General features: G+C 59.2%; 22 protein-coding genes. 14 read left to right on the plus strand and 8 right to left on the minus strand.

What is annotated here, in order from left to right:
* Positions 1–167: 167 nt before the first annotated feature.
* From zwf to JFT85_RS22320, 3 genes are read left to right on the plus strand one after another with little or no spacing between them, the layout of a single operon-like run.
* Positions 168–1,634, plus strand: coding sequence for a glucose-6-phosphate dehydrogenase (gene zwf, locus JFT85_RS22310; RefSeq protein ID WP_069552067.1), 1,467 nt, complete (start codon positions 168–170; stop codon positions 1,632–1,634).
* Positions 1,621–2,334, plus strand: a complete 714-nt coding sequence (pgl, locus tag JFT85_RS22315; RefSeq protein WP_053257694.1) for a 6-phosphogluconolactonase — start codon at positions 1,621–1,623, stop codon at positions 2,332–2,334. The genes zwf and pgl overlap by 14 nt, the downstream gene beginning before the upstream one ends.
* A gap of 17 nt (positions 2,335–2,351) precedes the next feature.
* Positions 2,352–3,017: a bifunctional 4-hydroxy-2-oxoglutarate aldolase/2-dehydro-3-deoxy-phosphogluconate aldolase gene (locus JFT85_RS22320; RefSeq protein ID WP_201230417.1), complete on the plus strand. Its 666-nt coding sequence runs from the start codon at positions 2,352–2,354 to the stop codon at positions 3,015–3,017.
* A gap of 218 nt (positions 3,018–3,235) precedes the next feature.
* On the opposite strand, the gene JFT85_RS22325 is transcribed toward JFT85_RS22320, so the two are convergent.
* Both JFT85_RS22325 and JFT85_RS22330 read right to left on the minus strand, forming a co-directional pair.
* Positions 3,236–4,411, minus strand: a complete 1,176-nt coding sequence (locus tag JFT85_RS22325; protein WP_069552066.1) for an aminotransferase class V-fold PLP-dependent enzyme — start codon at positions 4,409–4,411, stop codon at positions 3,236–3,238.
* A gap of 11 nt (positions 4,412–4,422) precedes the next feature.
* Complete coding sequence (locus tag JFT85_RS22330; protein ID WP_003213031.1) at positions 4,423–4,659, minus strand: DUF3820 family protein; 237 nt, start codon at positions 4,657–4,659, stop codon at positions 4,423–4,425.
* A 204-nt stretch (positions 4,660–4,863) separates the two neighbouring features.
* On the opposite strand from JFT85_RS22330, the gene JFT85_RS22335 reads away from it, so the two are divergent.
* On the plus strand, positions 4,864–5,331 hold the full coding sequence (locus JFT85_RS22335; RefSeq protein WP_053257692.1) for a ferritin-like domain-containing protein: 468 nt from the start codon (positions 4,864–4,866) through the stop codon (positions 5,329–5,331).
* 149 nt (positions 5,332–5,480) lie between these two features.
* Here JFT85_RS22335 and JFT85_RS22340 read toward each other — a convergent pair whose 3' ends face one another.
* Both JFT85_RS22340 and JFT85_RS22345 read right to left on the minus strand, forming a co-directional pair.
* The gene (locus JFT85_RS22340) at positions 5,481–5,951 is read right to left on the minus strand and encodes a MaoC family dehydratase (RefSeq protein ID WP_024077080.1); all 471 of its coding nucleotides are present in this window, start codon (positions 5,949–5,951) and stop codon (positions 5,481–5,483) included.
* Between the two features lie 71 nt (positions 5,952–6,022).
* Positions 6,023–6,967 carry an alpha/beta hydrolase gene (locus JFT85_RS22345; RefSeq protein ID WP_069552065.1) on the minus strand — a complete coding sequence of 315 codons (945 nt, stop codon included), beginning with the start codon at positions 6,965–6,967 and terminating at the stop codon, positions 6,023–6,025.
* 222 nt (positions 6,968–7,189) lie between these two features.
* Between JFT85_RS22345 and fadD2 the strand changes: the two genes are divergently transcribed.
* Positions 7,190–8,878 (plus strand): long-chain-fatty-acid--CoA ligase FadD2, encoded by a 1,689-nt coding sequence (gene fadD2, locus JFT85_RS22350; RefSeq protein ID WP_069552064.1) that lies wholly within the window; start codon positions 7,190–7,192, stop codon positions 8,876–8,878.
* 383 nt (positions 8,879–9,261) lie between these two features.
* Positions 9,262–10,953, plus strand: coding sequence for a long-chain-fatty-acid--CoA ligase FadD1 (gene fadD1 / locus JFT85_RS22355; protein ID WP_053257689.1), 1,692 nt, complete (start codon positions 9,262–9,264; stop codon positions 10,951–10,953).
* Positions 10,954–11,057: 104 nt separating this feature from the next.
* On the opposite strand, the gene JFT85_RS22360 is transcribed toward fadD1, so the two are convergent.
* Complete coding sequence (locus JFT85_RS22360; RefSeq protein ID WP_053257688.1) at positions 11,058–11,435, minus strand: hypothetical protein; 378 nt, start codon at positions 11,433–11,435, stop codon at positions 11,058–11,060.
* A gap of 199 nt (positions 11,436–11,634) precedes the next feature.
* On the opposite strand from JFT85_RS22360, the gene JFT85_RS22365 reads away from it, so the two are divergent.
* The 3 genes from JFT85_RS22365 to def all read left to right on the plus strand — a co-directional run bounded on the left by JFT85_RS22365 (position 11,635) and on the right by def (position 13,494).
* Entirely contained in the window at positions 11,635–11,820 is a 186-nt protein-coding gene (locus tag JFT85_RS22365; protein WP_069552063.1) for a CsbD family protein, read from the plus strand.
* 180 nt (positions 11,821–12,000) lie between these two features.
* Positions 12,001–12,951 (plus strand): YihY/virulence factor BrkB family protein, encoded by a 951-nt coding sequence (locus tag JFT85_RS22370; RefSeq protein ID WP_053257686.1) that lies wholly within the window; start codon positions 12,001–12,003, stop codon positions 12,949–12,951.
* A 3-nt stretch (positions 12,952–12,954) separates the two neighbouring features.
* Positions 12,955–13,494 carry a peptide deformylase gene (gene def, locus JFT85_RS22375; protein ID WP_201230418.1) on the plus strand — a complete coding sequence of 180 codons (540 nt, stop codon included), beginning with the start codon at positions 12,955–12,957 and terminating at the stop codon, positions 13,492–13,494.
* Positions 13,495–13,632: 138 nt separating this feature from the next.
* Here def and JFT85_RS22380 read toward each other — a convergent pair whose 3' ends face one another.
* Positions 13,633–14,451: a class I SAM-dependent methyltransferase gene (locus JFT85_RS22380; RefSeq protein ID WP_201230421.1), complete on the minus strand. Its 819-nt coding sequence runs from the start codon at positions 14,449–14,451 to the stop codon at positions 13,633–13,635.
* A 66-nt stretch (positions 14,452–14,517) separates the two neighbouring features.
* Entirely contained in the window at positions 14,518–14,949 is a 432-nt protein-coding gene (locus JFT85_RS22385) for a GNAT family N-acetyltransferase (RefSeq protein ID WP_078827215.1), read from the minus strand.
* 301 nt (positions 14,950–15,250) lie between these two features.
* Between JFT85_RS22385 and JFT85_RS22390 the strand changes: the two genes are divergently transcribed.
* From JFT85_RS22390 to JFT85_RS22410, 5 genes are all read left to right on the plus strand, one after another.
* Positions 15,251–16,180, plus strand: a complete 930-nt coding sequence (locus tag JFT85_RS22390; RefSeq protein WP_053257682.1) for a fatty acid desaturase — start codon at positions 15,251–15,253, stop codon at positions 16,178–16,180.
* Between the two features lie 9 nt (positions 16,181–16,189).
* On the plus strand, positions 16,190–16,981 hold the full coding sequence (locus tag JFT85_RS22395; protein ID WP_053257681.1) for a phosphate/phosphite/phosphonate ABC transporter substrate-binding protein: 792 nt from the start codon (positions 16,190–16,192) through the stop codon (positions 16,979–16,981).
* Between the two features lie 108 nt (positions 16,982–17,089).
* Positions 17,090–17,599 (plus strand): sigma-70 family RNA polymerase sigma factor, encoded by a 510-nt coding sequence (locus tag JFT85_RS22400; protein WP_053257680.1) that lies wholly within the window; start codon positions 17,090–17,092, stop codon positions 17,597–17,599.
* A gap of 61 nt (positions 17,600–17,660) precedes the next feature.
* Complete coding sequence (locus JFT85_RS22405; protein WP_053257679.1) at positions 17,661–18,674, plus strand: ABC transporter substrate-binding protein; 1,014 nt, start codon at positions 17,661–17,663, stop codon at positions 18,672–18,674.
* Positions 18,674–19,600 carry an aliphatic sulfonate ABC transporter substrate-binding protein gene (locus tag JFT85_RS22410; protein WP_053257678.1) on the plus strand — a complete coding sequence of 309 codons (927 nt, stop codon included), beginning with the start codon at positions 18,674–18,676 and terminating at the stop codon, positions 19,598–19,600. The genes JFT85_RS22405 and JFT85_RS22410 overlap by 1 nt, the downstream gene beginning before the upstream one ends.
* Before the next feature lie 1,672 nt (positions 19,601–21,272).
* Here the strand turns inward: JFT85_RS22410 and gstA are convergent.
* Complete coding sequence (gene gstA / locus JFT85_RS22415) at positions 21,273–21,872, minus strand: glutathione transferase GstA (protein ID WP_069553720.1); 600 nt, start codon at positions 21,870–21,872, stop codon at positions 21,273–21,275.
* Positions 21,873–21,904: the final 32 nt, after the last annotated feature.

Here is a 21,904-nt window from a genome sequence, read left to right on the forward strand (position 1 = left end):
CCATCGACGAGTGGCCCTTTGCGGTGGCCTATCCTACTGAGGGTAGCTGAACACCACCACTCGGAATGCGTATTTTGGGAAAATGTTGTGGTTATTACTACATTTTTCCTTGAGTGATGCCTTGAAAAAAGGTATTTGTAGCTTAACTTGATAAAAGAACAAACATCATGCCTTTGATAACCGTAGAACCCTGCACCTTTGCCCTGTTTGGCGCCTTGGGTGATCTGGCGCTGCGCAAGTTATTTCCTGCACTTTACCAACTCGATGGCGCCGGGCTCCTGCACGACGACACGCGCATCCTGGCATTGGCCCGTGAAGCCGGGTCCGAGCAAGAGCACCTGGCCCATATCGAAAAAGAACTGCGTAAATACGTCGGCAAGGAACTGGATGAGGCCGTGGCAGCGCGCTTCCTCGCACGCCTGGCCTACGTGCACGTCGATTTCATAAACGCCGATGACTACGCCACCCTGGCCGCCAACGTCGGTGTCGAACAACGCCTGATCGCCTATTTCGCCACGCCTGCGGCGGTGTATGGCGCCATCTGCGAAAACCTGGCCAAGGTCGGCCTGGCGGAAAACACCCGTGTAGTGCTGGAAAAACCCATCGGTTCGGACCTGGAATCCTCGCGCAAGGTTAACGACGCCGTGGCGCAGTTTTTCCCGGAAAACCGCACGTACCGCATCGACCACTACTTGGGCAAAGAGACCGTCCAGAACCTGATCGCCCTGCGTTTCGCCAACAGCCTGTTCGAAACCCAGTGGAACCAGAACTACATCTCCCACGTGGAAATCACCGTGGCCGAGCAAGTCGGTATCGAAGGCCGTTGGGGTTACTTCGACAAGGCTGGCCAGCTGCGGGACATGATCCAGAACCACCTGCTGCAACTGCTCTGCCTGATTGCCATGGACCCGCCGGCCGACCTGTCCGCCGACAGCATCCGTGACGAGAAGGTCAAGGTGCTCAAGGCCCTGGCGCCGATCAGTCCGGAAGGGTTGACCACTCAAGTGGTACGCGGCCAATACATCGCCGGTTACAGCGCCGGCAAACCGGTGCCGGGTTACCTGGAAGAAGAAAACTCCAACACCCAGAGCGACACCGAAACGTTCGTCGCCCTGCGTGCCGATATTCGTAACTGGCGTTGGGCCGGGGTGCCGTTCTACCTGCGCACCGGTAAACGCATGCCGCAAAAGCTGTCGCAGATTGTCATCCACTTCAAGGAACCGTCCCACTACATCTTCGCGCCCGAGCAGCGCCTGCAGATCAGCAACAAACTGATCATTCGCCTGCAGCCGGACGAAGGTATTTCCTTGCGTGTGATGACCAAGGAGCAGGGCCTGGACAAGGGCATGCAACTGCGCAGCGGCCCGCTGCAACTGAATTTTTCCGACACCTATCGCAGCGCGCGGATCCCCGATGCCTACGAGCGGTTGTTGTTGGAAGTGATGCGCGGCAATCAGAACCTGTTTGTTCGCAAAGATGAAATCGAAGCCGCGTGGAAGTGGTGTGACCAGTTGATTGCCGGGTGGAAAAAATCCGGTGATGCGCCCAAGCCTTATGCGGCGGGGTCCTGGGGGCCGATGAGCTCGATTGCACTGATCACGCGGGATGGGAGGTCTTGGTATGGCGATATCTGAATTGAAACTGCCTCAGGGTGTAACAGCCCATGAGTACCGCTCGCCCACGTTGCTGGCGGACGGCTTGGCCAATGACGTGGCCGGGCAATTGCGCACGGCCATCAGCGCCCGTGGCGCGGCCACGTTGGTGGTGTCCGGTGGCCGCAGCCCCGTGGCGTTTTTTCAGAACCTGGCCAAGCAAGACCTGGACTGGTCCAACGTCACCGTCACCCTGGCCGATGAGCGCTGGGTGCCGGTGGAACATGCCGACAGCAATGCCGGCCTGCTGAAGAAATACCTGCTGCAAGGCCCGGCGGCCAAGGCCACGTTCCTGAGCTTGTACAACGTTGCCGCGAATCTGGAAGACGCCGCCGAATTGGCCGATCGCCAGTTGGCCGAGCTGCAAGCCATTGATGTGCTGGTACTGGGCATGGGCGATGACGGTCACACCGCATCGCTGTTTCCCAACAGCCCGAACCTGGGCGAAGCATTGAAAGCTGACGGCACCCGCCGTTGCTGGCCGATGCTGGCGCCGACCGTGCCGCACCAGCGCCTGACCATGAGTCGTGCACTGCTGGCCTCGGCCCACTACACCGTGCTGTCGATTTCCGGCAGCTCGAAATTGACCACCTTGAGCGCCGCGCTGGCCAGTGACGATGTTGCTGCCATGCCGATTCGCGCGTTTTTGCAACCTACTTTAGAGATTTACTGGTGCCCATGAGCCAAGGATCAGCCGCTATGAAAAGCCCTCAACCGACCGTGTCCATGGCGGATAAAGTTGCCCTGATCGACAGCCTCTGCGCCAAGGCGCGGATCCTGCCGGTGATCACCATCGCCCGCGAACAGGACATCCTGCCGTTGGCCGATGCCTTGGCTGCCGGTGGCTTGACCGCATTGGAGGTGACCCTGCGTTCCGAGTTCGGCCTCAAGGCCATTCAGGTGCTGCGTGAGCAACGCCCTGAGCTGTGCACCGGTGCCGGCACCGTACTCGACCGTCATATGCTCGAAGCGGCCGAAGTGGCCGGCTCGCAATTCATCGTCACCCCCGGCATCACCCGCGACCTGCTTGAAGCCTCGGGGCACAGCCCGATCCCGCTGCTGCCAGGCATCAGCAATGCCTCCGGCATCATGGAAGGCTACGGTCTGGGTTATCGCCGCTTCAAGCTGTTCCCGGCTGAAGTCAGCGGCGGCGTGGCGGCCATCAAGGCGCTCGGCGGCCCGTTCGGCGAAGTGAAGTTCTGCCCGACTGGCGGCGTGGGGCCGGCCAACATCAAACACTACATGGCGTTGAAAAACGTCATGTGCGTGGGCGGTAGCTGGATGCTGGACCCGGAATGGGTCAAGAACGGCGACTGGGCACGCATCCAGGAAGTCACCGCACAGGCGTTGGCGCTGCTGGACTGATCTGATTTACCGAATCGTTGTTGCTGTGCTTAACGGCATTTTTGCGGTGCACTTGGTCGGTGTACCGCTTTTTTTTGCCTGAAAAAAACGCGCATCCGACACCGATTAATGTGGGAGCGGGCTTGCTCGCGAATGCGGTGGTTCAGTTGGCATATTCGTTGACTGACACACCGTATTCGCGAGCAAGCCCGCTCCCACACAAGCCCGCTCCCACATTTTTAATCCGCGTGTAGTTCAGTGATCGCTTTGACCAGTACACCGATATCCGCCGCCGACGTCACCAACCCCGGCGTCACCCGAATACAGGTGCCAAACACCGCACCCGTGCGCGTGGTGGTAAACAGGTCGTACTCCTTGAGCAACCGTTGCGCCATCGCCGCTTGATCCCGGCCCGTAAACTTGAAGGCCGTGATCCCGCAATACAGCCGTGGATCGTCCGGCGTCAGCACTTCAATCCCCGGCAGCTGCCGTACCTGGCTAACCCATAAGTCGCGCAGGTAATTGACCCGCGCGCCCTTGGCCGCCGAGCCGCCCAGTGCGCGATGTTCTTCGAGCACCAGCGGCAAGGTCATCAATGCCGGAAAGTTCGGCGTGCTGTAGGGCGTGCGTGCGCGCACGTCAGTGGCGGGGTAGTGGAACTCGCCCATGTCCGGGTCGATATCGGCCAGGCGTTCCGGGGCTATATAGAGGAAGCCAAGCGTCAACGGCGCGCCGATCCATTTGTGCAGGTTGAAGCCGGCAAACTGAATGCCGAGCGCCGCCAGGTTGAACTCGATCTGGCCCAACGCGTGGGCACCATCAAGGATGACGTCGATGCCATGCTCGCGCGCGGCCCTGGCAATGGCCTCGACGGGCATCACCAGGCCGGTGCGGTGGGTGACATGGGTCAACGCCATCATCTTCAGGCGCGGGTACTGCGCGAACGTCTCACGATAAGTCTGCAACAGGCTGTCGAAACTTGCCGGGTGGGCATGGGAGATTTCGATCACCTCGACACCCCGATAACCGGCCAGCCAGCGCATGGCGCCTTTGACTGTGTCGTACTCCAGGTCGCTGATCAGCACCTGGTCGCCCGGTTTCAGGCCGTTGTAGTTGCGGATCAGTGACTGCAAGGCTTCGGTGGCATTGCGGGTGAACGCAATCGCCTCCGGGGCGGCCTCAATCAGCCCGGCCAGTTGGCGAAGGATATCGACGTTTTGACCTTGCTCGAACCGCTGGCGCACATACAACGAGTTGCTGCGGTTGATAAATGCAACGTGCTCCAGGTACTGCGCTTGGACCGCGCGGCTCATGCGCCCGAAGTAGCCATTCTCCAGATTGATCGGGCCAGATTCCAGCGCATAGCGCTCGGCAATGGCCTGCCAGTGACGTTCGTTATCGGCATTCCGTGGCATGGCGTGGGCTCTTAATGGCGAGGGGCGGGTTTACCGTGTTTTGCGCGTAGAGGTTCCAATAATTCGGACAGGCCGTTGTGATCGATTTCCTGCATCAAGGCCAGCAAACCGCCCAGCTCGCCGTGGGGGAAACCTTCACGGGCAAACCAGTTCAGGTAGGGGCCGGGCAGGTCGGCGATGATCCGTCCCTTGTATTTGCCGAAGGGCATTTCTCGGGTGATCAGCAGTTCGAGTTTTTCGGGGTTCATGGGCTTCAGTGTTTGAGTCGAGACCTTGGAAAATACAGGCATTCTGCATGAAGGCCAAATGACAGATCATGCAAATAACGTAAATACAGATGGTTCATTAATTTTTAAATCATTGAAAAATAAAGAAAAATACTTTTTCAAAAACTTGGCACGGGCGCTGCAATTACTAAGACACCTTTCTTAACCCGCACAAGGAATTGAAAAATGACTGACATCAACAAAGAATCGATCTCCGTACTGAACGACCTGATCGAGACCAGCAAAGACGGCCAGAAAGGCTTCGCTACCTGTGCTGAAGACATCAAGCACCCAGAGCTTAAAGCCCTGTTCGTCAAGCGCTCCACCGACTGCGCCACCGCTGCCGCCGAATTGCAAACCGCTGTGAAAGCCCTGGGCGGCGACCCGGAAAATTCCGGTTCGGTTGCCGGCGCCTTGCACCGTGGCTGGGTTGACGTGAAGTCCCTGGTGACCGGTAAAGATGAAGAGGCTGTCCTGAACGAAGCCGAGCGCGGTGAAGACCACGCACTGAAGGCTTACAAGGAAGCGATCGAGAAGATCAACAAGCACAACCTGCTGGGTATTCGTGACCTGGTTGAGCGTCAGTTCCACGGCGCACAACGCAACCACGACCAGGTGAAAGCCCTGCGTAACCAGGCTCGCGCTCAGTCGTAAGGCCTGTTGTGTAGCAACTGCTGTGTAACAAATGTGGGAGCGGGCTTGTTCGCGAAAGCGGTGTATCAGTGACCGAGAGGTGACTGACCTACCGTCTTCGCGGGCAAGCCCGCTTCTACATGTGCCTGGTATTCACCTTGACGCTGCAATCAGCCGATGCTGATCGGCGGCAGCTCGGTCAGGGTCACGACCTGCTGCTTGCGTGGCGCGAGGATTTCCGCCTCGCCATCGACCACCAGCTCATCGCGCTGGTTGAAGACACGGGTGGCAATGCGGACGCGAAATTTTGGCAGCTTTTCGAGGATTTCCAGACGCACGGTCAGGGTGTCGCCGATTTTTACCGGCTTCTGGAAGGTCATCTGCTGGCCGATATAGATGGTGCCCGGCCCAGGCAACTCGCAGGCAACGGCCGCGCTGATCAGGGCGCCGCTGAACATGCCGTGGGCGATACGCTCCTTGAACATGGTCGCCTTGGCGTACTCGGCATCCAGGTGCACGGGGTTATGGTCACCGGACATGGCGGCGAACAGCTGGATGTCGCGCTCCTCGACGGTCTTGCTGTAACTGGCGGTCTGGCCAACTTCGAGGGCTTCGTACGGGGTGTTGGTAACCTGAGTCATCTAAAGGTACATCCTGTGGCTAATCGGTAATTAAATTGGCTGATGATAAGCGTTTGATTTTAGGCGAAAAATCATTCGCAGCGGGTCGGGCTGTGCAGCGCCAGCGTCTGGTCTAGCCACGTCAGTACATCCGCAGTGACTTCATCGCGGTTGGTTTCATTGAACACTTCATGGCGTGCCTGCGGATAAATATTCAGTTGCAGGTTCTGGCAGCCGGCTTCGCGCAATGCGTGGGCCAGGTTTTTGAGACGCTTGCCTTCACTCACCGGATCACATTCTCCGCCCATCACCAGGATCGGCAGGCCCGGGACGATCTGTTCGAGATTGGACGCTTTGCTGATTTGCTGCAAGCCGCCCAGCAAGTCGATCCACAGCTGGTTGGTGCAGCGGAAACCACACAGCGGGTCGTTGATGTATTTATCGACTTCATTCGGGTCGCGGCTGAGCCAATCAAACGCCGTGCGGTTGGGCTTGAACGCTTTGTTGAACGAGCCGAATGACAGGAACTCGATCAGTGCACTGCGCCCACGCAAGCCTTGGCGTGCGCGTTCGAGGCGGGCGATCACGGCGGCCGCGCGGTACAGCGCCACCGGCTGGAAATTCGAACCGCTGAGAATCACGCCCTTCAAGCTGGCGCTGTGATGCACCAGGTAGGCCTGGGCGATATAGCTGCCCATGCTGTGCCCCAGCAGAATGATCGGCAGCCCCGGATGCTGTTGGCCAATGTGCTGGTTCAGGCTGGCAAGGTCGCCGACCACCTTGTTCCACCCATCCTTCTCGGCGTAGAGGCCCAGCGTGCCCTCATCGGCGGTGCGGCCATGGCCGCGCTGGTCCAGCGCATACACGCCATAGCCGGCGGCGCACAACGCGTCGGCCAGGCGCGCATAACGCCCGCTGTGCTCGGCCATGCCGTGGGACAGCATGATCATGGCCTTGGCCGGGCCTTCCGGCAGCCATTGATTGACGTACAGGCGGCTGCGGTCATTCGCGGTCAGCCAGAAGGTGCGGTGGTTCATGGCGCTTCCTTTGCTCGAGGTCGTTGCAGTGTATAGCTCATCCCCAGGCGTGCGTTTGATCTGTGCAGGCCCTTGTACGAAGATTCACGCAATTGATGACGCTGTTTCCTGTATTTGCCTGATTGGCCATAGCTGCTACCGTCCTCAAAGCTCCGCTTTTTATCGCAGCCGGCTTTTTACAGCTGCAGCGGCCGGACACACTCAGGTAAGAGGACAAGAATAATGCAACCTGATTTCTGGAATGACAAACGCGCGGCGGGCGTTCCCCATGACATCGACCTCACCACCTACAAGTCGGTGATCGAAGTCTTCGAGCGTTCCTGCAAGGCTTTTGCCGACCGTCCGGCATTCAGCAACATGGGCATCACCCTGACTTACGCCGAGCTTGAGCGCCAAAGTGCGGCGTTCGCCAGCTACCTGCAACAGCACACCGACCTCAAGCCTGGCGAGCGCATAGCGGTGCAGATGCCCAACGTGCTGCATTACCCGATTGCGGTGTTTGGCGCGTTGCGTGCCGGGCTCATCGTGGTCAACACCAACCCTCTGTACACTCCGCGTGAGATGCGCCACCAGTTCAAGGACGCCGGTATTCGTGCGCTGGTCTACCTCAACTTGTTCGGTTCGCGTGTGCAGGAAGTGTGCGCCGATACCGAGATCGACTACCTCATCGAAGCCAAGATGGGCGACTTCATGCCGGCGGCCAAGGGCTGGCTGATCAACACCGTGGTCGACAAAGTCAAGAAAATGGTCCCGGCCTACCACCTGCCACGGGCGGTATCGTTCAAGCGCGCGCTGCGCATGGGCGCAGGGCAGGGCCTGATTCGGCATCCGGTGACCCTGGATGACATCGCTGTGCTGCAATACACCGGCGGCACCACCGGCCTGGCCAAGGGCGCGATGCTCACCCATGGCAACCTGGTCGCCAATATGCAGCAGGCGCGGGCGTGCATGTCCCAACTCACCGACGACGGCCAGCCGCTGGTGAAAGAAGGCCAGGAGGTGATGATCGCGCCGCTGCCGCTGTACCACATCTATGCATTCACGGCGAACTGCATGTGCATGATGGTGACCGGCAACCACAACGTGCTGATCACCAACCCGCGGGACATCGGCGGCTTCATCAAGGAACTGAAAAAGTGGCGGTTCTCCTGCCTGTTGGGGCTGAACACGTTGTTTGTGGCGCTCATGGACCACCCGGATTTCAAGACCCTGGATTTTTCCCATCTCAAGATCACCAACTCCGGCGGCACGGCACTGGTCAAGGCCACGGCCGAGCGTTGGAAAGCGTTGACTGGTTGTTCCATCGGCGAAGGCTACGGCCTGACCGAAACCTCCCCGGTGGCCAGCACCAACCCCTATGGCAGCCAGTCGCGCCTGGGGACCGTGGGTGTGCCGGTGCCGGGCACGGCGATGAAAGTTATCGACGACGAAGGGCGCGAGCTGCCGTTCGGTGAGCGCGGCGAGCTGTGCATCAAGGGGCCGCAGGTGATGAAGGGCTACTGGCAGCAACCGGTGGCCACCGCCGAGACACTCGACGCCGAGGGCTGGCTGAAAACCGGTGACATCGCGGTAATCGATGCCGATGGGTTCGTGAGCATTGTTGATCGCAAGAAAGACCTGATCATCGTCTCGGGCTTTAACGTGTACCCCAACGAGATCGAAGACGTGGTGATGGCCCACCCGGCGGTAGCCAACTGCGCCGTGATCGGCGTACCGGATGATCGCACCGGTGAGGCGGTGAAGCTGTTTGTGGTGGCGCGTGCGCAGGGCGTGAGCCTTGAAGAGCTGAAAGCGTACTGCAAGACCAATTTCACCGGGTACAAGGTGCCCAAGCATATTGTGTTGCGCGAGTCGTTGCCGATGACGCCGGTGGGCAAGATCCTGCGGCGGGAGCTGCGCGACATCGCTTGATGTGCAATGCACTTAAAAATGTGGGAGCGGGCTTGCTCGCGAATGCGGTGTATCAGTCACCAGATGTATCGACTGAAGCACCGCATTCGCGAGCAAGCCCGCTCCCACATTGGTATTTATTGTGCTGAAAGGCCCATTCCAGAGCGCTATCCAGGCTTATAGAATCTTTGCTCTAAAAATGACCATTAGATATTCTTGAGTCATGTTTATGACTGTAGGGCCCTCTTTTGGCTCTAGTCGGCCTTTGGCAAAGCTGCTACTCTCGGCGCGCTTTGTGACTTCTCGGCCTGCTTGAAAGCGCCAGACTCACCTAAAAAAACATACACCAATAATAATCGCATCAAATGCGATGATGAATTCGCGTCGCTGAGGAGTGGGCTTCCATGAACGAAGACTTTTGGAAGGATAAGTACCCCGCCGGGATTGCTGCAGACATCAATCCAGACGAGTATCAAAATATTCAGGCGGTACTTAAACAGTCCTGCCAGCGCTTCGCCAACAAACCGGCTTTCAGCAACCTGGGCAAGACACTCACCTACGGTGAACTGTACGAATTGTCCGGCGCTTTCGCCGCCTACCTGCAACAGCATACCGACTTGAAGCCTGGCGATCGAATCGCCGTGCAACTGCCCAATGTCCTGCAATACCCGGTCGCCGTGTTCGGCGCCATTCGCGCGGGCCTGATCGTGGTCAACACCAACCCGCTGTACACCGCGCGGGAAATGGAACACCAATTCAATGATTCCGGAGCCAAGGCTCTGGTTTGCCTGGCCAACATGGCGCACCTGGCTGAAAAAGTCGTGCCCAAGACCGCCGTCAAGCACGTGATCGTCACCGAAGTCGCTGACCTGCTGTCGCCGTTCAAGCGCCTGCTGATCAACAGCGTCATCAAGTACGTGAAAAAAATGGTCCCGGCCTATCACTTGCCCAAGGCGGTCAAGTTCAACGACGTGCTGGCCAAGGGGCACGGCCAACCGGTCAATGATGCCAGCCCGGCCAGCGGTGATGTTGCCGTGCTGCAATACACCGGCGGCACCACCGGCGTGGCCAAGGGCGCGATGCTCACCCACCGCAACCTGGTTGCCAACATGCTGCAGTGCAAGGCGCTGATGGGCTCCAACCTCAATGAAGGTTGCGAGATCCTGATCACGCCGCTGCCGCTTTACCACATCTATGCCTTCACCTTTCATTGCATGGCGATGATGCTGATCGGCAACCACAACATCCTGATCAGCAACCCGCGCGACCTGCCGGCGATGGTCAAGGAACTGTCGAAGTGGAAGTTCAGCGGCTTTGTAGGCCTGAACACGCTGTTTGTGGCGCTGTGCAACAACGAAGCGTTCCGCAAGCTGGATTTCTCCGCGCTCAAAGTCACCCTGTCCGGCGGCATGGCCTTGCAACTGGCGGCTGCTGAACGTTGGAAGGACGTGACCGGCTGCAATATTTGCGAAGGTTACGGCATGACCGAAACCAGCCCGGTGGCGACGGTCAACCCGATCCAGAACATCCAGATCGGCACCATCGGCATTCCGGTGCCGTCTACTGTGTGCAAAGTCATTACCGATGACGGCGTTGAACTGGCCCTGGGCGAAATCGGCGAGCTGTGCGTCAAAGGCCCGCAGGTGATGAAAGGCTACTGGCAGCGCGAAGACGCTACCGCCGAGATCCTCGACAGCGAAGGCTGGTTGAAGACCGGCGACATCGCGATTATCCAGCCGGACGGCTACATGCGGATTGTCGATCGCAAGAAAGACATGATTCTGGTCTCCGGTTTCAACGTTTACCCGAACGAGCTGGAAGACGTGCTGGCGACCCTGCCGGGCGTGCTGCAGTGCGCGGCCATTGGCGTGCCGGACGAAAAATCCGGGGAGCACATCAAGATCTTCATCGTGGTCAAGCCAGGGGCTACCCTGACCAAGGACCAGGTGATGGAACATATGCGCGCCAATGTCACCGGCTACAAGGTGCCCAAGGCCGTTGAGTTCCGTGATGCGTTGCCGACCACCAACGTGGGCAAGATCCTGCGCCGTGAGTTGCGCGATGAAGAGCTGAAGAAGCTGGGCCTGAAAAAGTAACCGAATAAAAAACCCCGCCATGCGGGGTTTTTTAATGCCTGGGTTGGGATGCGATCCACGGTGGGAGCAGGCTTGCCAGCGCCCACCGTATTTGACCGAGTGTGCTACACGGCAAACTGCGCGAAGCTCACGCCCGCACCGGCCGGGCGCACGTCTTTGAGGAACGAATCCTTGTCGGCGCTCAGCTCCAGAGTGATCTCCGGCTTGCGCTTGTTCGCATTGCGCACCACCAGCCCTTCGAGCTTTTCACGCAGGAACGCCGTCGGCACCTTCAAGTGCAGCAACTGGTCAGTCTCGGCGTTGTGCATCAACAGGTGAATCCACTCGTACTGCCCCACACCAATACGCACCACCGGCAGGTCGAACCACCAGATGTTGCGTTTGCTGTCCAGGTCAGTGAAGTGGCAGTTGTTGACGCCGAGTACGGCACCGCCCAGTTCCTGGTTTCTGCGGGCGATGGCCTGTGCTTTATTGAGTTTCATAACCTTCCTACGGGATCTGTTATTCAGCGTTATAGCCTGAATGTGCCGGGCATTCTCGTGGGTTGGCGGCAAAACATAAAGCCAAACCTGTCGCCGGCGATGAAATGCGCGCTGAAAATAATTGAAACTCTGCCGAATGGCCTCGGGTCAATCTTTAGGTAGTGACCAAAACCCTTGATTGTTCTTTCGGAGAAATACCATGAGCAGCACATCGGATAAGGCAAAAGGTTTGGCCAACGAAGCCGTTGGTAACATCAAGCAAGGCGTTGGCAAAGTGACTGGCAACGACAAACTGCGCGCTGAAGGCGTGATTCAGGAAAAGAAAGGCGAAGTGCAGAAAGCCGTCGGCGACACCAAAGATGCGGTAAAAAAAGCCGTCAAGTAACACTGAATCGCCGGCTGGATTCATGCAGCCCGACGGCCATCCACGGATGGCCGTTTTTGTGTAAAGCGTGCAACTAAAGTTTGGAAATTGTTTCAAAGTCGCCAAATGGTCTACTTTGATGTAGAAAACGGCCCCTGAGTCGCCCACGACCTCACCCTTTATGCGGCGAAAGGAGACGCTATGATTTTTCCGGTACTCGACGGCCTCAAGCTCCACAAAGTGTTGGTGCGCACCGTCAAGGAATTCGTCGATGACGAAATGCCTACCTACGCCTCGGCACTGGCCTACCAGATGCTGTTCTCGCTGTTTCCCTTCTTGTTGTTCCTTATCGCCCTGATTGGTTTCCTGCACCTGCCGGACTTCTTCACCTGGCTGCGTATGCAGTCGGAGCTGGTGCTGCCGCCCCAGGCGCTGGAACAGGTCAACCCGGTGATCGACCAGTTGCAGCAATCCAAGGGTGGCTTGCTGTCCGTGGGTATCGTGATCGCCTTGTGGACCGCGTCGGCGGGTGTGCGGCTGATGATGAGCGCGATGAACGCCGCCTACGATGTGGTCGAAGGTCGGCCGATCTGGAAGCGTTTCCCGCTGTCGATTTTCTACACCGTCGGCATCGCCGGCATGTTGCTGGCCGCCGCCGCGCTGATGGTGCTTGGCCCGCAGGTGATGGAGTGGCTCGCCGGGCAGATCGGCATGCAGGAATTCGTGGTGACGCTGTGGACCATCCTGCGCTGGCCGCTGATCGTGATTTTGCTGATGTTCGCGGTGGCCCTCATGTACTACGTGATGCCTGACGTGCAGCAGAAATTCCGCTTCATCACCCCCGGCTCGGTGCTGGCCGTGGTGGTGTGGATTATTGCCTCCCTGGGGTTTGGCTATTACGTCAAAACCTTTGCCGACTACAACGCCATGTATGGCAGCATCGGTGCGATTATTGTCCTGCTGCTGTACTTCTATATTTCCGCCGCCGTGCTATTGCTCGGGGCCGAGATGAATGCCGTGATCGAACACATGTCCGCCGAAGGCAAGGACCCAGGCGAAAAGGATTTTGATGAAAGCACGCACACGGATGAAAAACAGCACGTCTCAGGCCTCGGCCGGGACCACTCCAAGCCCACTACCGACGAAGTCTGATCGATGATCCGTGAAATCCTGAAAATGGGCGACGAACGCCTGCTGCGTATCGCCCCACCGGTTCCGCCGGAAATGTTTGACAGCCCCGAGCTGTGGCAATTGATTGATGACATGTTCCAGACCATGGAGCACGTCGGCGGTGTCGGCCTTGCGGCCCCGCAGATCGGCGTTGATCTGCAACTGGTGATCTTTGGTTTTGAGGCCAGTGAACGCTACCCGGACGCGCCACCGGTGCCGCAGACCATCTTGATCAACCCGTTGATTACGCCGCTCAGTCCCGTGCTGGAAGAGGGGTTTGAAGGTTGCCTGTCCGTGCCCGGTCTACGTGGCGCGGTGGACCGTTACCAGCAGATCCGCTACGAAGGTTTCGACCCCAAGGGCTTGCCCATCGTGCGCGTCGCCGAGGGCTTCCACGCGCGGTTGGTGCAGCATGAATGTGACCACCTGATCGGCCGGTTGTACCCGTCGCGGATTACCGACTTCAGCAAATTCGGATACATCGAAGTGATGTTTCCGGAGATGGACCCGAATGCCGACGAGTAACGCGCAGCCACACTGAAACCGAAAATGTGGGAGCGGGCTTGCTCGCGAAAGCGGTGTATCAGTCACCGAATACATTGACTGACACTCCGCTTTCGCGAGCAAGCCGGCTCCCACATTGGGATAGCATTTCAAACCGAACTATTTGGCGGGTTTAACAAACCGCAACGTCATCCGATCCGACTCTCCAATCGCCACGTACCTGGCCTTGTCCTGCTCGCCCAACTTCAACGTTGGCGGCAACGTCCAGACGCCACCCGGATAATCCTTGGTGTCCTTGGGGTTGGCATTCACCTCACTCTGCCCAGCCAGCTTGAACCCGGCATCGGTCGCCAGTTTCACCACTTGGGCTGTGGTCAGGTAACCACTGTCCTTGATCGCTTCCAGGTCCGCACCGTCTTTGGCCCGGTGATCTTCCACACCCAGCACGCCGCCCGGTTTGAGCACCGTGTAAAACGCACTGAATGTAGCGCCTGCGGTATCGGCCGCCACCCAGTTATGCACGTTGCGGAAGGTCAGCACGGCATCGGCCGAAGCGGGCGTACCAAACACCGGCGCCTTGGGGTCGAACTCCACCACGTGGGCCTTGGCATAGCGCGTCGGGTCGGCGGCGAATTTCTTTTTCAGGTTGTCTTCGGAGGTGCGCGCATAGGCGCTGCTGCTCGCTGCCTGCACGGCGGCGATGTAATGCCCGTGGTCTTTGAGCAGCGGCGCCAGCACTTCGCTGTACCAGCCGGCACCGGGGGTGATTTCGATCACCGTCTGCTTGGCGCCCAAGCCGAAGAACGCCAGGGTTTGCTGCGGGTGGCGATAGCCGTCGCGTGCGCTGTTGGCCGGGTCGCGCCAACTGCCGGCCAGCACACTGGCGTACTGCTCAGCGGTAATCGGCGCATCCGCGGCGTGGCTGAAGGTTGGCGCGAGGAGGGCGGTGAGGGACAGCGCTGCAAGTGTCGTTTTCATGATCATCCTGTAAGGGGCCACTGTGCCATCGAGGCTAGCATGGGCTCCGGACCGGCTGATCACACATTATCCGCGGTCGACCTTTGCGTTGGTTATAAGCCCCATGGCGATCATTGGCTTGTTACGTTTGTAGCGCACCCACCGCTCGCTGAGGGATTGCGGCAGCTGCGTATCCTGGGTGAACCCCATGCGCTGATACACACCTTCCAGGTCGGGATGGCACAGCAGCCAGACGGTCCCCGCCACGTCGTCCACCGCCTGCAAAATCAAACGCGCGGCCAGCCCCTGGCCGCGATAAGCCGGGTCGACAAACACCCCGGTCAGCCACTGCCCTCCCACCACGGGGGAGAGGCACAACCCGGCCACAATCTCGCCGTCGCGCGCTACCCATAAGCGCCCACCCTTCATGGCCTTCATCGACGAATCATGGCTGCGGTAAAACTTGTTCAGCAGCGGCCACAGCGGCTCTGCCAGGGGTTCGATGTGCAGTTCAGGCATGGTGTTTGGGCAACATAATCAAGGGCTGGGGATTATAAGCGCCTTCTGCCGGGCAATAGGTGGTATACCCAGTGTTACATCCCCCGTAAGTGGAGCATGCATCATGGCCAAAGGTATGGATTCAAAGAAAGCCGCGAAGAAGAAACCGGCAAAAACCGCCGATGAAAAACGCGCTGACAAGAAAGCCAAAAAGTCCGATACAGGCCTGTTCGGTCACTGAGTTACACGCTTAGAACCAAACGATCTGCAAGATTTGCGCGCCTCAATGCACAGAGCAGGAAACACCTGCTCTGAGCTGCCGATGGCCTACTACCTTGATCTAACCCAACGCCGGGAAATCGAAGCCCTGGCACGCGGTTTCACCGCAACGACCGAATGGCCGACCTGGCTACTGTTGATCGGCGTGTATAGCGGCTGGTTCGCCGTGATACTCGGCAGCGATTGGCTCGGCCTGTGGCTGAGCACCCTGTTGCTGATTCCTCTGGTGACGCTATGGCTGTCGGTGCAGCACGAGCTGCTCCACGGCCATCCCACCCGTTCCCTGCTGGTGAACAAACTGCTCGGCTACGCGCCCTTTGCCGTGTGGTATCCCTATACGCTGTATCGCAACAGCCATCTGCTCCACCACAACGATCAAGACCTGACCCTGCCGGGCATCGATCCGGAAAGCCGCTATCTCACTCAACAACAATGGGACGCCAGCTCATTGTTTGAACGTGGCGTGCATTGGCTGACCAAAACCGTGCTCGGCCGTTGCGTGTTGGCCGCGCCGCTGGCGATTGGCCGATTGGCGCGCCATGAGTTCCAGCGCCTGGCGCAGGTATGGCCGATGTGGCTGGCCCACGGCGCCGTGACGGCATTGATGCTGAGCTTTATCGCCCACCACAGCGCGCTGCCGGTGTGGCACTACCTGCTGCTGGTCAGTGTGCCGGCCTTGTCCCTGGCGTCGATCCGTTCCTACTATGAACACCGCCCGCACCCGCAGCCGGAACAGCGCACCGTGCTCAACGAAGCGGCGTGGCCGTGGACGTGGCTGTTCCTCAATAACAACCTGCACCTGGTGCACCACGACTTGCCGAAATTGCCCTGGTACTTGCTGCCCACGGTCTACCGCGCCCGCCGTGAACAATGGGTGGCTCGCAGCGGCGGCTTTCTGCTGCAGGGTTACGGCCAACTGATCAGCCGCCACGGCCTCAAGGCCATCGACAGCCCCCGGCACCCTTTTGCTTGAGAGACGACCATGAGTGACCACTACGCCGAGCTGCTGATGTACGTCGCGCCCGAGGCGGTGCAGCACGCCAACCAGCGCTGGCTGACCCGCCTCTTCGAGCGCCTGCAGCTGACCCGCCGCAACGCCGACCACCTTGACCTGCCCAGCCTGTGGCGGGCCCCCGAGCTGCTCGTCACGCAAACGTGCGGCTACCCGCTGATGACTCAACTGCGCGGCCAGGTGCGTGTGATCGGTCGCCCGCACTATGCGCTGGCTCACAGCAGCAATGGCGAGCATTGCAGCCTGCTGCTGACCCGCAACGACAACCCGCGCACCCAGCTGGCCGACTTCTACAACAGCCGCGGCGTGCTCAACGGCCACGACTCTAACAGCGGCATGAACCTGCTGCGCGAACGCCTGGCGCCATTGCAACGCGACGGCCATTTCTTCGCCAGCGTCGGCCTCAGCGGCGCTCACCGTGAAAGCCTGCGTTGGCTGCGCGAAGACCGCGCTGATCTTGCCGCCATCGACAGCGTCACCTACGACTACCTCGCCCGTTTCGCGCCGCAGGAAGTTGCCGGGCTGCGCATTGTCACCCACAGCGCGCCGAGCCCGACCTTGCCCTACATCGGGCCGTTGAGCCTGAGCGATCAGCAGGTCACGCGGATTCGTGAGGCGATGAACCTGGCGTTGCAGGAGTTACCCGACGTGGTCGAAACGCTGGGGATCCAGGCAGTCCTGCCGGCCAGTGAAGATCACTATCAGGTGCTGCTGGACTACCAGCAACGGGCCGCCAGCATCGGCTATTCAAAGCTTCAATAAGGTTATATAAAAATACTTTTTAAATATTATTAAAGAATAAGCAGCCTTGCTAGGATCGCTCCACCGGAACGCCGGACATAACGTGCAACCTACTTAGATGGAGCCACTATGTCCGGCGCCGACATTTCTCACAGCGATTACGTGGGCGGATTGTTCCGCAGTCATTACGACTGGCTGTGCAGCCGTTTGCAGCGTCACCTCGACTCCCGTGCTCACGCCGAAGACATCGCCGCTGACACCTTCACCCAGCTGCTGAGTGCGCCGGGCGTGCTGCCGATTCGACAGCCGCGCGCCTTGCTCACCACCATCGCCCAGCGCCTGATGTACCAAGTGTGGCGGCGCCGCGACCTGGAGCGCGCCTACCTCGACGCCCTGGCTAACGACGAAACGAGCACCGTGCCGTCGCCCGAAGACCTCGCGCAAAGACTCCAGGCCCTGCAAGCCGTTGACCAGTTGCTCGACGGCTTGCCGGCCAAGGTCAAGGCGACCTTCCTGCTGTCGCAACTCAATGGCCTGACCTACCCCGAGATCACCGCCGAACTGGGGATTTCCCAGCGCTCGGTCAGCGACTACATGGCCCGTGCGCTCAACCGTTGCCTGCGGCTGGGCCGGGAATGAACCGCCGCATTGATCGTACCCACGTTGAATATGTGTAAATCGAACCGCCAAGAGGCTACTCATGAGAACCCTAAAAAACCTGCTCGGTGGCTCGCTGCTGGCGCTCGCTGTGCTGACCTCGCCGACCCAGGCCGCCGAAGCGGTCAAACCGATCCACTTCGGCGACATCACTTGGGAAAGCGGCAGCCTGATCACCGAAGTGCTACGCCTGATCGTCGAGAAAGGCTACGGCTTGCCCACCGACACGCTGCCCGGCAGCACCGTGAGCCTGGAAGCCGCGCTGGCCAAGGACGATATTCAGGTGATCGGCGAAGAGTGGGCCGGGCGCAGTCCGGCGTGGGTCAAGGCTGAAGCCGAAGGCAAAGTCTTCGGCCTGGGCGACACGGTCAAAGGCGCCACGGAAGGTTGGTGGGTGCCTGAATACGTGATCAAAGGTGATGCAGAACGCGGCATCAAACCCCTGGCGCCGGACCTCAAATCTGTGGCCGACCTGGCGCGCTACAAGGACGTGTTCCGCGACCCCGAAGACCCAAGCAAAGGCCGTTTCCTCAACAGCCCCACCGGCTGGACCTCGGAAATCGTCAACAGCCAGAAGCTCAAGGCCTATGGCCTGACCGACACCTTCGTTAACTTCCGCACCGGCTCCGGTGCGGCGCTGGATGCCGAAGTGGCCTCGTCGATCCGCCGTGGCAAACCGGTGTTGTTCTACTACTGGTCGCCGACCCCGCTGCTGGGGCGTTTCAAGTTGATCAAGCTGGAAGAGCCGGCGTTCAACGCCGACGCCTGGAAAACCTTGGCCGACGCCAACAACCCGCACCCCATCGGCACCCGCTCGATGCCCGCGCACCTGGCGATTGGCGTGTCGGCGCCGTTCAAGGCGCAGTACCCACAACTGGTCAGGTTCTTTGAAAAAGTCGACCTGCCGATCGACTTGCTCAACGGCATCCTCGCGCAGATGAGCGAGAAGCGTGAACAACCGCGCCAAGTCGCGCTGGCGTTCCTCAAAGAGCAGCCGCAAGTCTGGCAACAATGGGTACCCGCGGATGTCGCGGCCAAGGTCAAGGGAGCGCTCTGATGCTGAAAGTCCTCGCTGCGGTCGTTCTCTCGCTGGTTGCCGGTCACGTGTTGGCAGCCGAACCCTCCACGTTGCGCATCGGCTACCAGAAAAGCTCGGTCAGCATGGTGCTGGCCCGTGAGCACACGTTGTTCGAAGAAGCGCTGCCCGGCACCCAGGTGCAGTGGATCGAATTCCTCGGCGGCCCGCCGCTGATCGAAGCGCTGAATGGCGGCAGCCTGGACATCGGCAATATCGGCGACATCCCGCCGATCTTCGCCCAGGCCGCCGGCATTGATTTGCAGTACTTTGCCGTCGAGCCAAACGACGGCAAGACCGAAGCGGTACTGGTGCCTAAAACCAGCCCGATTCAAAGCGTGGCCGAACTCAAGGGCAAGCGGGTGGCACTGCTCAAAGGTTCCAGCGCCCACAACCTGTTCCTCAAAAGCCTGCTGCGCGCCGGCTTGCAATGGAAGGATGTGAACGTGGTGTACCTGTCACCCTCAGACGGGCGTGCCGCGTTTGAGCAAGGCAAGGTCGACGCGTGGGTGGTGTGGGACCCGTACTACTCGGCCGCGGTAGTGGACGGTTCCGCCCGCGTATTGGGCGACGGCCAAGGCCTCAACCCGGCCGGCAGTTTCTTCGTGGTCAGCCGCCCGTTTGCCCAGCAACACCCGCAGGCCGTCGGGGCGATTATCAACACCCTGGCCAAGGCGCAGCGCCTGTCCCTGGACCAGCCCGAGCAAAGCATCGCGTTGATGGCCAAGACCCTGGGCCTGCCACCGGCCGTGGTCAAAAGCTACTTCGAGCACCGCTCGCCCGCACCGATCCGCTCACTGCAAGCCATCGACATCGCGAACCAGCAGCGCACCGCCGACCTGTTCTTCGCCAACGGCCTGATCCCGAAAAAAGTCGATGTGCAGCAGATTGTGCTCAAGGCCCCATAGCGTCTTGATCGACGCTAGCGGTATGAAACGCTTTCTCTAAAACCAAGCCGTTCAACTGTAGGAGCGGGCTTGCTCGCGAATGCGGTGTATCAGTCGAAACATTCGGTGGCTGACACTCCGCTTTCGCGAGCAAGCCCGCTCCCACCTGTCTATTTGCATTTCAGATCATAGATTCTCGGCAACCAACGCAGCAGCCTCGACGCTAGCGGTGTGAAACGCTTTCTCTAAAACAACGCCGTTCAACTGTGGGAGCGGGCTTGCTCGCGATAGCGGTGTATCAGTCGAAACATTCGTTGGCTGACACTCCGCCTTCGCGAGCAAGCCCGCTCCCACCTGTTTATTTGCATTTCAGATCATAGATTCTCGGCAACCAACGCAGCAGCCTCAAAGCTAGCGGTATGAAACGCTTTCTCTAAAACAACGCCGTTCAACTGTGGGAGCGGGCTTGCTCGCGAATGCGGTGTATCAGTCGAAACATTCGGTGGCTGACACTCCGCTTTCGCGAGCAAGCCCGCTCCCACCTGTCTATTTGCATTTCAGATCATAGATTCTCGGCAACCAACGCAGCAGCCTCGACGCTAGCGGTATGAAACGCTTTCTCTAAAACAACGCCGTTCAACTGTGGGAGCGGGCTTGCTCGCGAATGCGGTGTATCAGTCGAAGCATTCGGTGGCTGACACTCCGCTTTCGCGAGCAAGCCCGCTCCCACCTGTTTATTTGCATTTCAGATCATGGATTCTCGGCAGCCAACGCAGCAGCCTCGACGCTAGCGGTATGAAACGCTTTCTCTAAAACACCGCCGTTCAACTGTGGGAGCGGGCTTGCTCGCGAATGCGGTGTATCAGTCGAAGCATTCGGTGGCTGACACTCCGCTTTCGCGAGCAAGCCCGCTCCCACCTGTTTATTTGCATTTCAGATCATGGATTCTCGGCAGCCAACGCAGCAGCCTCAAAGCTAGCGGTATGAAACGCTTTCTCTAAAACACCGCCGTTCAACTGTGGGAGCGGGCTTGCCCGCGATAGCGGTGTATCAGTCGAAACATTCGGTGGCTGACACTCCGCTTTCGCGAGCAAGCCCGCTCCCACCTGTTTATTTGTATTTCAGATCATGGATTCTCGGCAGCCAACGCAGCAGCCTCGACGCTAGAGGTGTGAAACGCTTTCTCTAAAACAACGCCGTTCAACTGTGGGAGCGGGCTTGCTCGCGATAGCGGTGTATCAGTCGAAACATTCGTTGGCTGACACTCCGCCTTCGCGAGCAAGCCCGCTCCCACCTGTTTATTTGCATTTCAGATCATGGATTCTCGGCAGCCAACGCAGCAGCCTCGACGCTAGCGGTATGAAACGCTTTCTCTAAAACAAAGCCGTTCAACTGTGGGAGCGGGCTTGCTCGCGAATGCGGTGTATCAGTCGAAACATTCGGTGGCTGACACTCCGCTTTCGCGAGCAAGCCCGCTCCCACTTGTTTATTTGCATTTCAGATCATGGATTCTCGGCAGCCAACGCAGCAGCCTCGACGCTAGCGGTATGAAACGCTTTCTCTAAAACAACGCCGTTCAACTGTGGGAGCGGGCTTGCTCGCGACTGCGGTGTATCAGTCGAAACATTCGGTGGCTGACACTCCGCTTTCGCGAGCAAGCCCGCTCCCACATTTTTAATTGCATTTCAGGCCATCAGGCTTCGGCGGCCAGGGCCGCGATAACTGTTTGCCGCTCGCCAATCCGCTGCTGAAACGCCGCCAACGCCGGCCACTGTTGCAGGTCAATAGCGTGCAACCCCGCCCAGCGCAGCACCACGAACAAATACGCGTCCGCCACCGAATACTGCGACCCCAACAGGTAGTCCTGGCGCTCCAGCGTTTGCACCAGAATCGCAAAACGCTTGTGCACCTTGGCCACGAACATCGCCCGCAGGTCGCCCTGAATCGCGTCGTTAAAGAAAATCGCCAGCCCGCCATGAACCTCGCTGGCGATAAAGTTCAGCCACTCCTGCAAGCGCACGCGTTCCCAGCTGCCATTGGCCGGGGCCAGGTGCGCGGCGGGTTTCAGGTCGGCCAGGTACTGCAGGATCGCACTGGCTTCTGTCAGCACTTCGCCATTGTCCAGTTGCAGCGCCGCCACATAGCCCTTGGGGTTGATCTGCAGGAAATCGTCGCCGTCGGCCGTGGTTTTGGCCTGGTTATCGACCCGCACCAGCTCGAACGGCAACGCCAATTCGCGCAACACGATATGCGGGGCGAGAGAACAGGCATTGGGGGAAAAGTACAGTTTCATGCAGGGTGGCTCCTGATCGGGTGTGGTTGATT

Origin of the sequence: Pseudomonas sp. TH04 (assembly GCF_016651355.1) — a bacterium.
Lineage (GTDB): Bacteria > Pseudomonadota > Gammaproteobacteria > Pseudomonadales > Pseudomonadaceae > Aquipseudomonas > Aquipseudomonas fluorescens.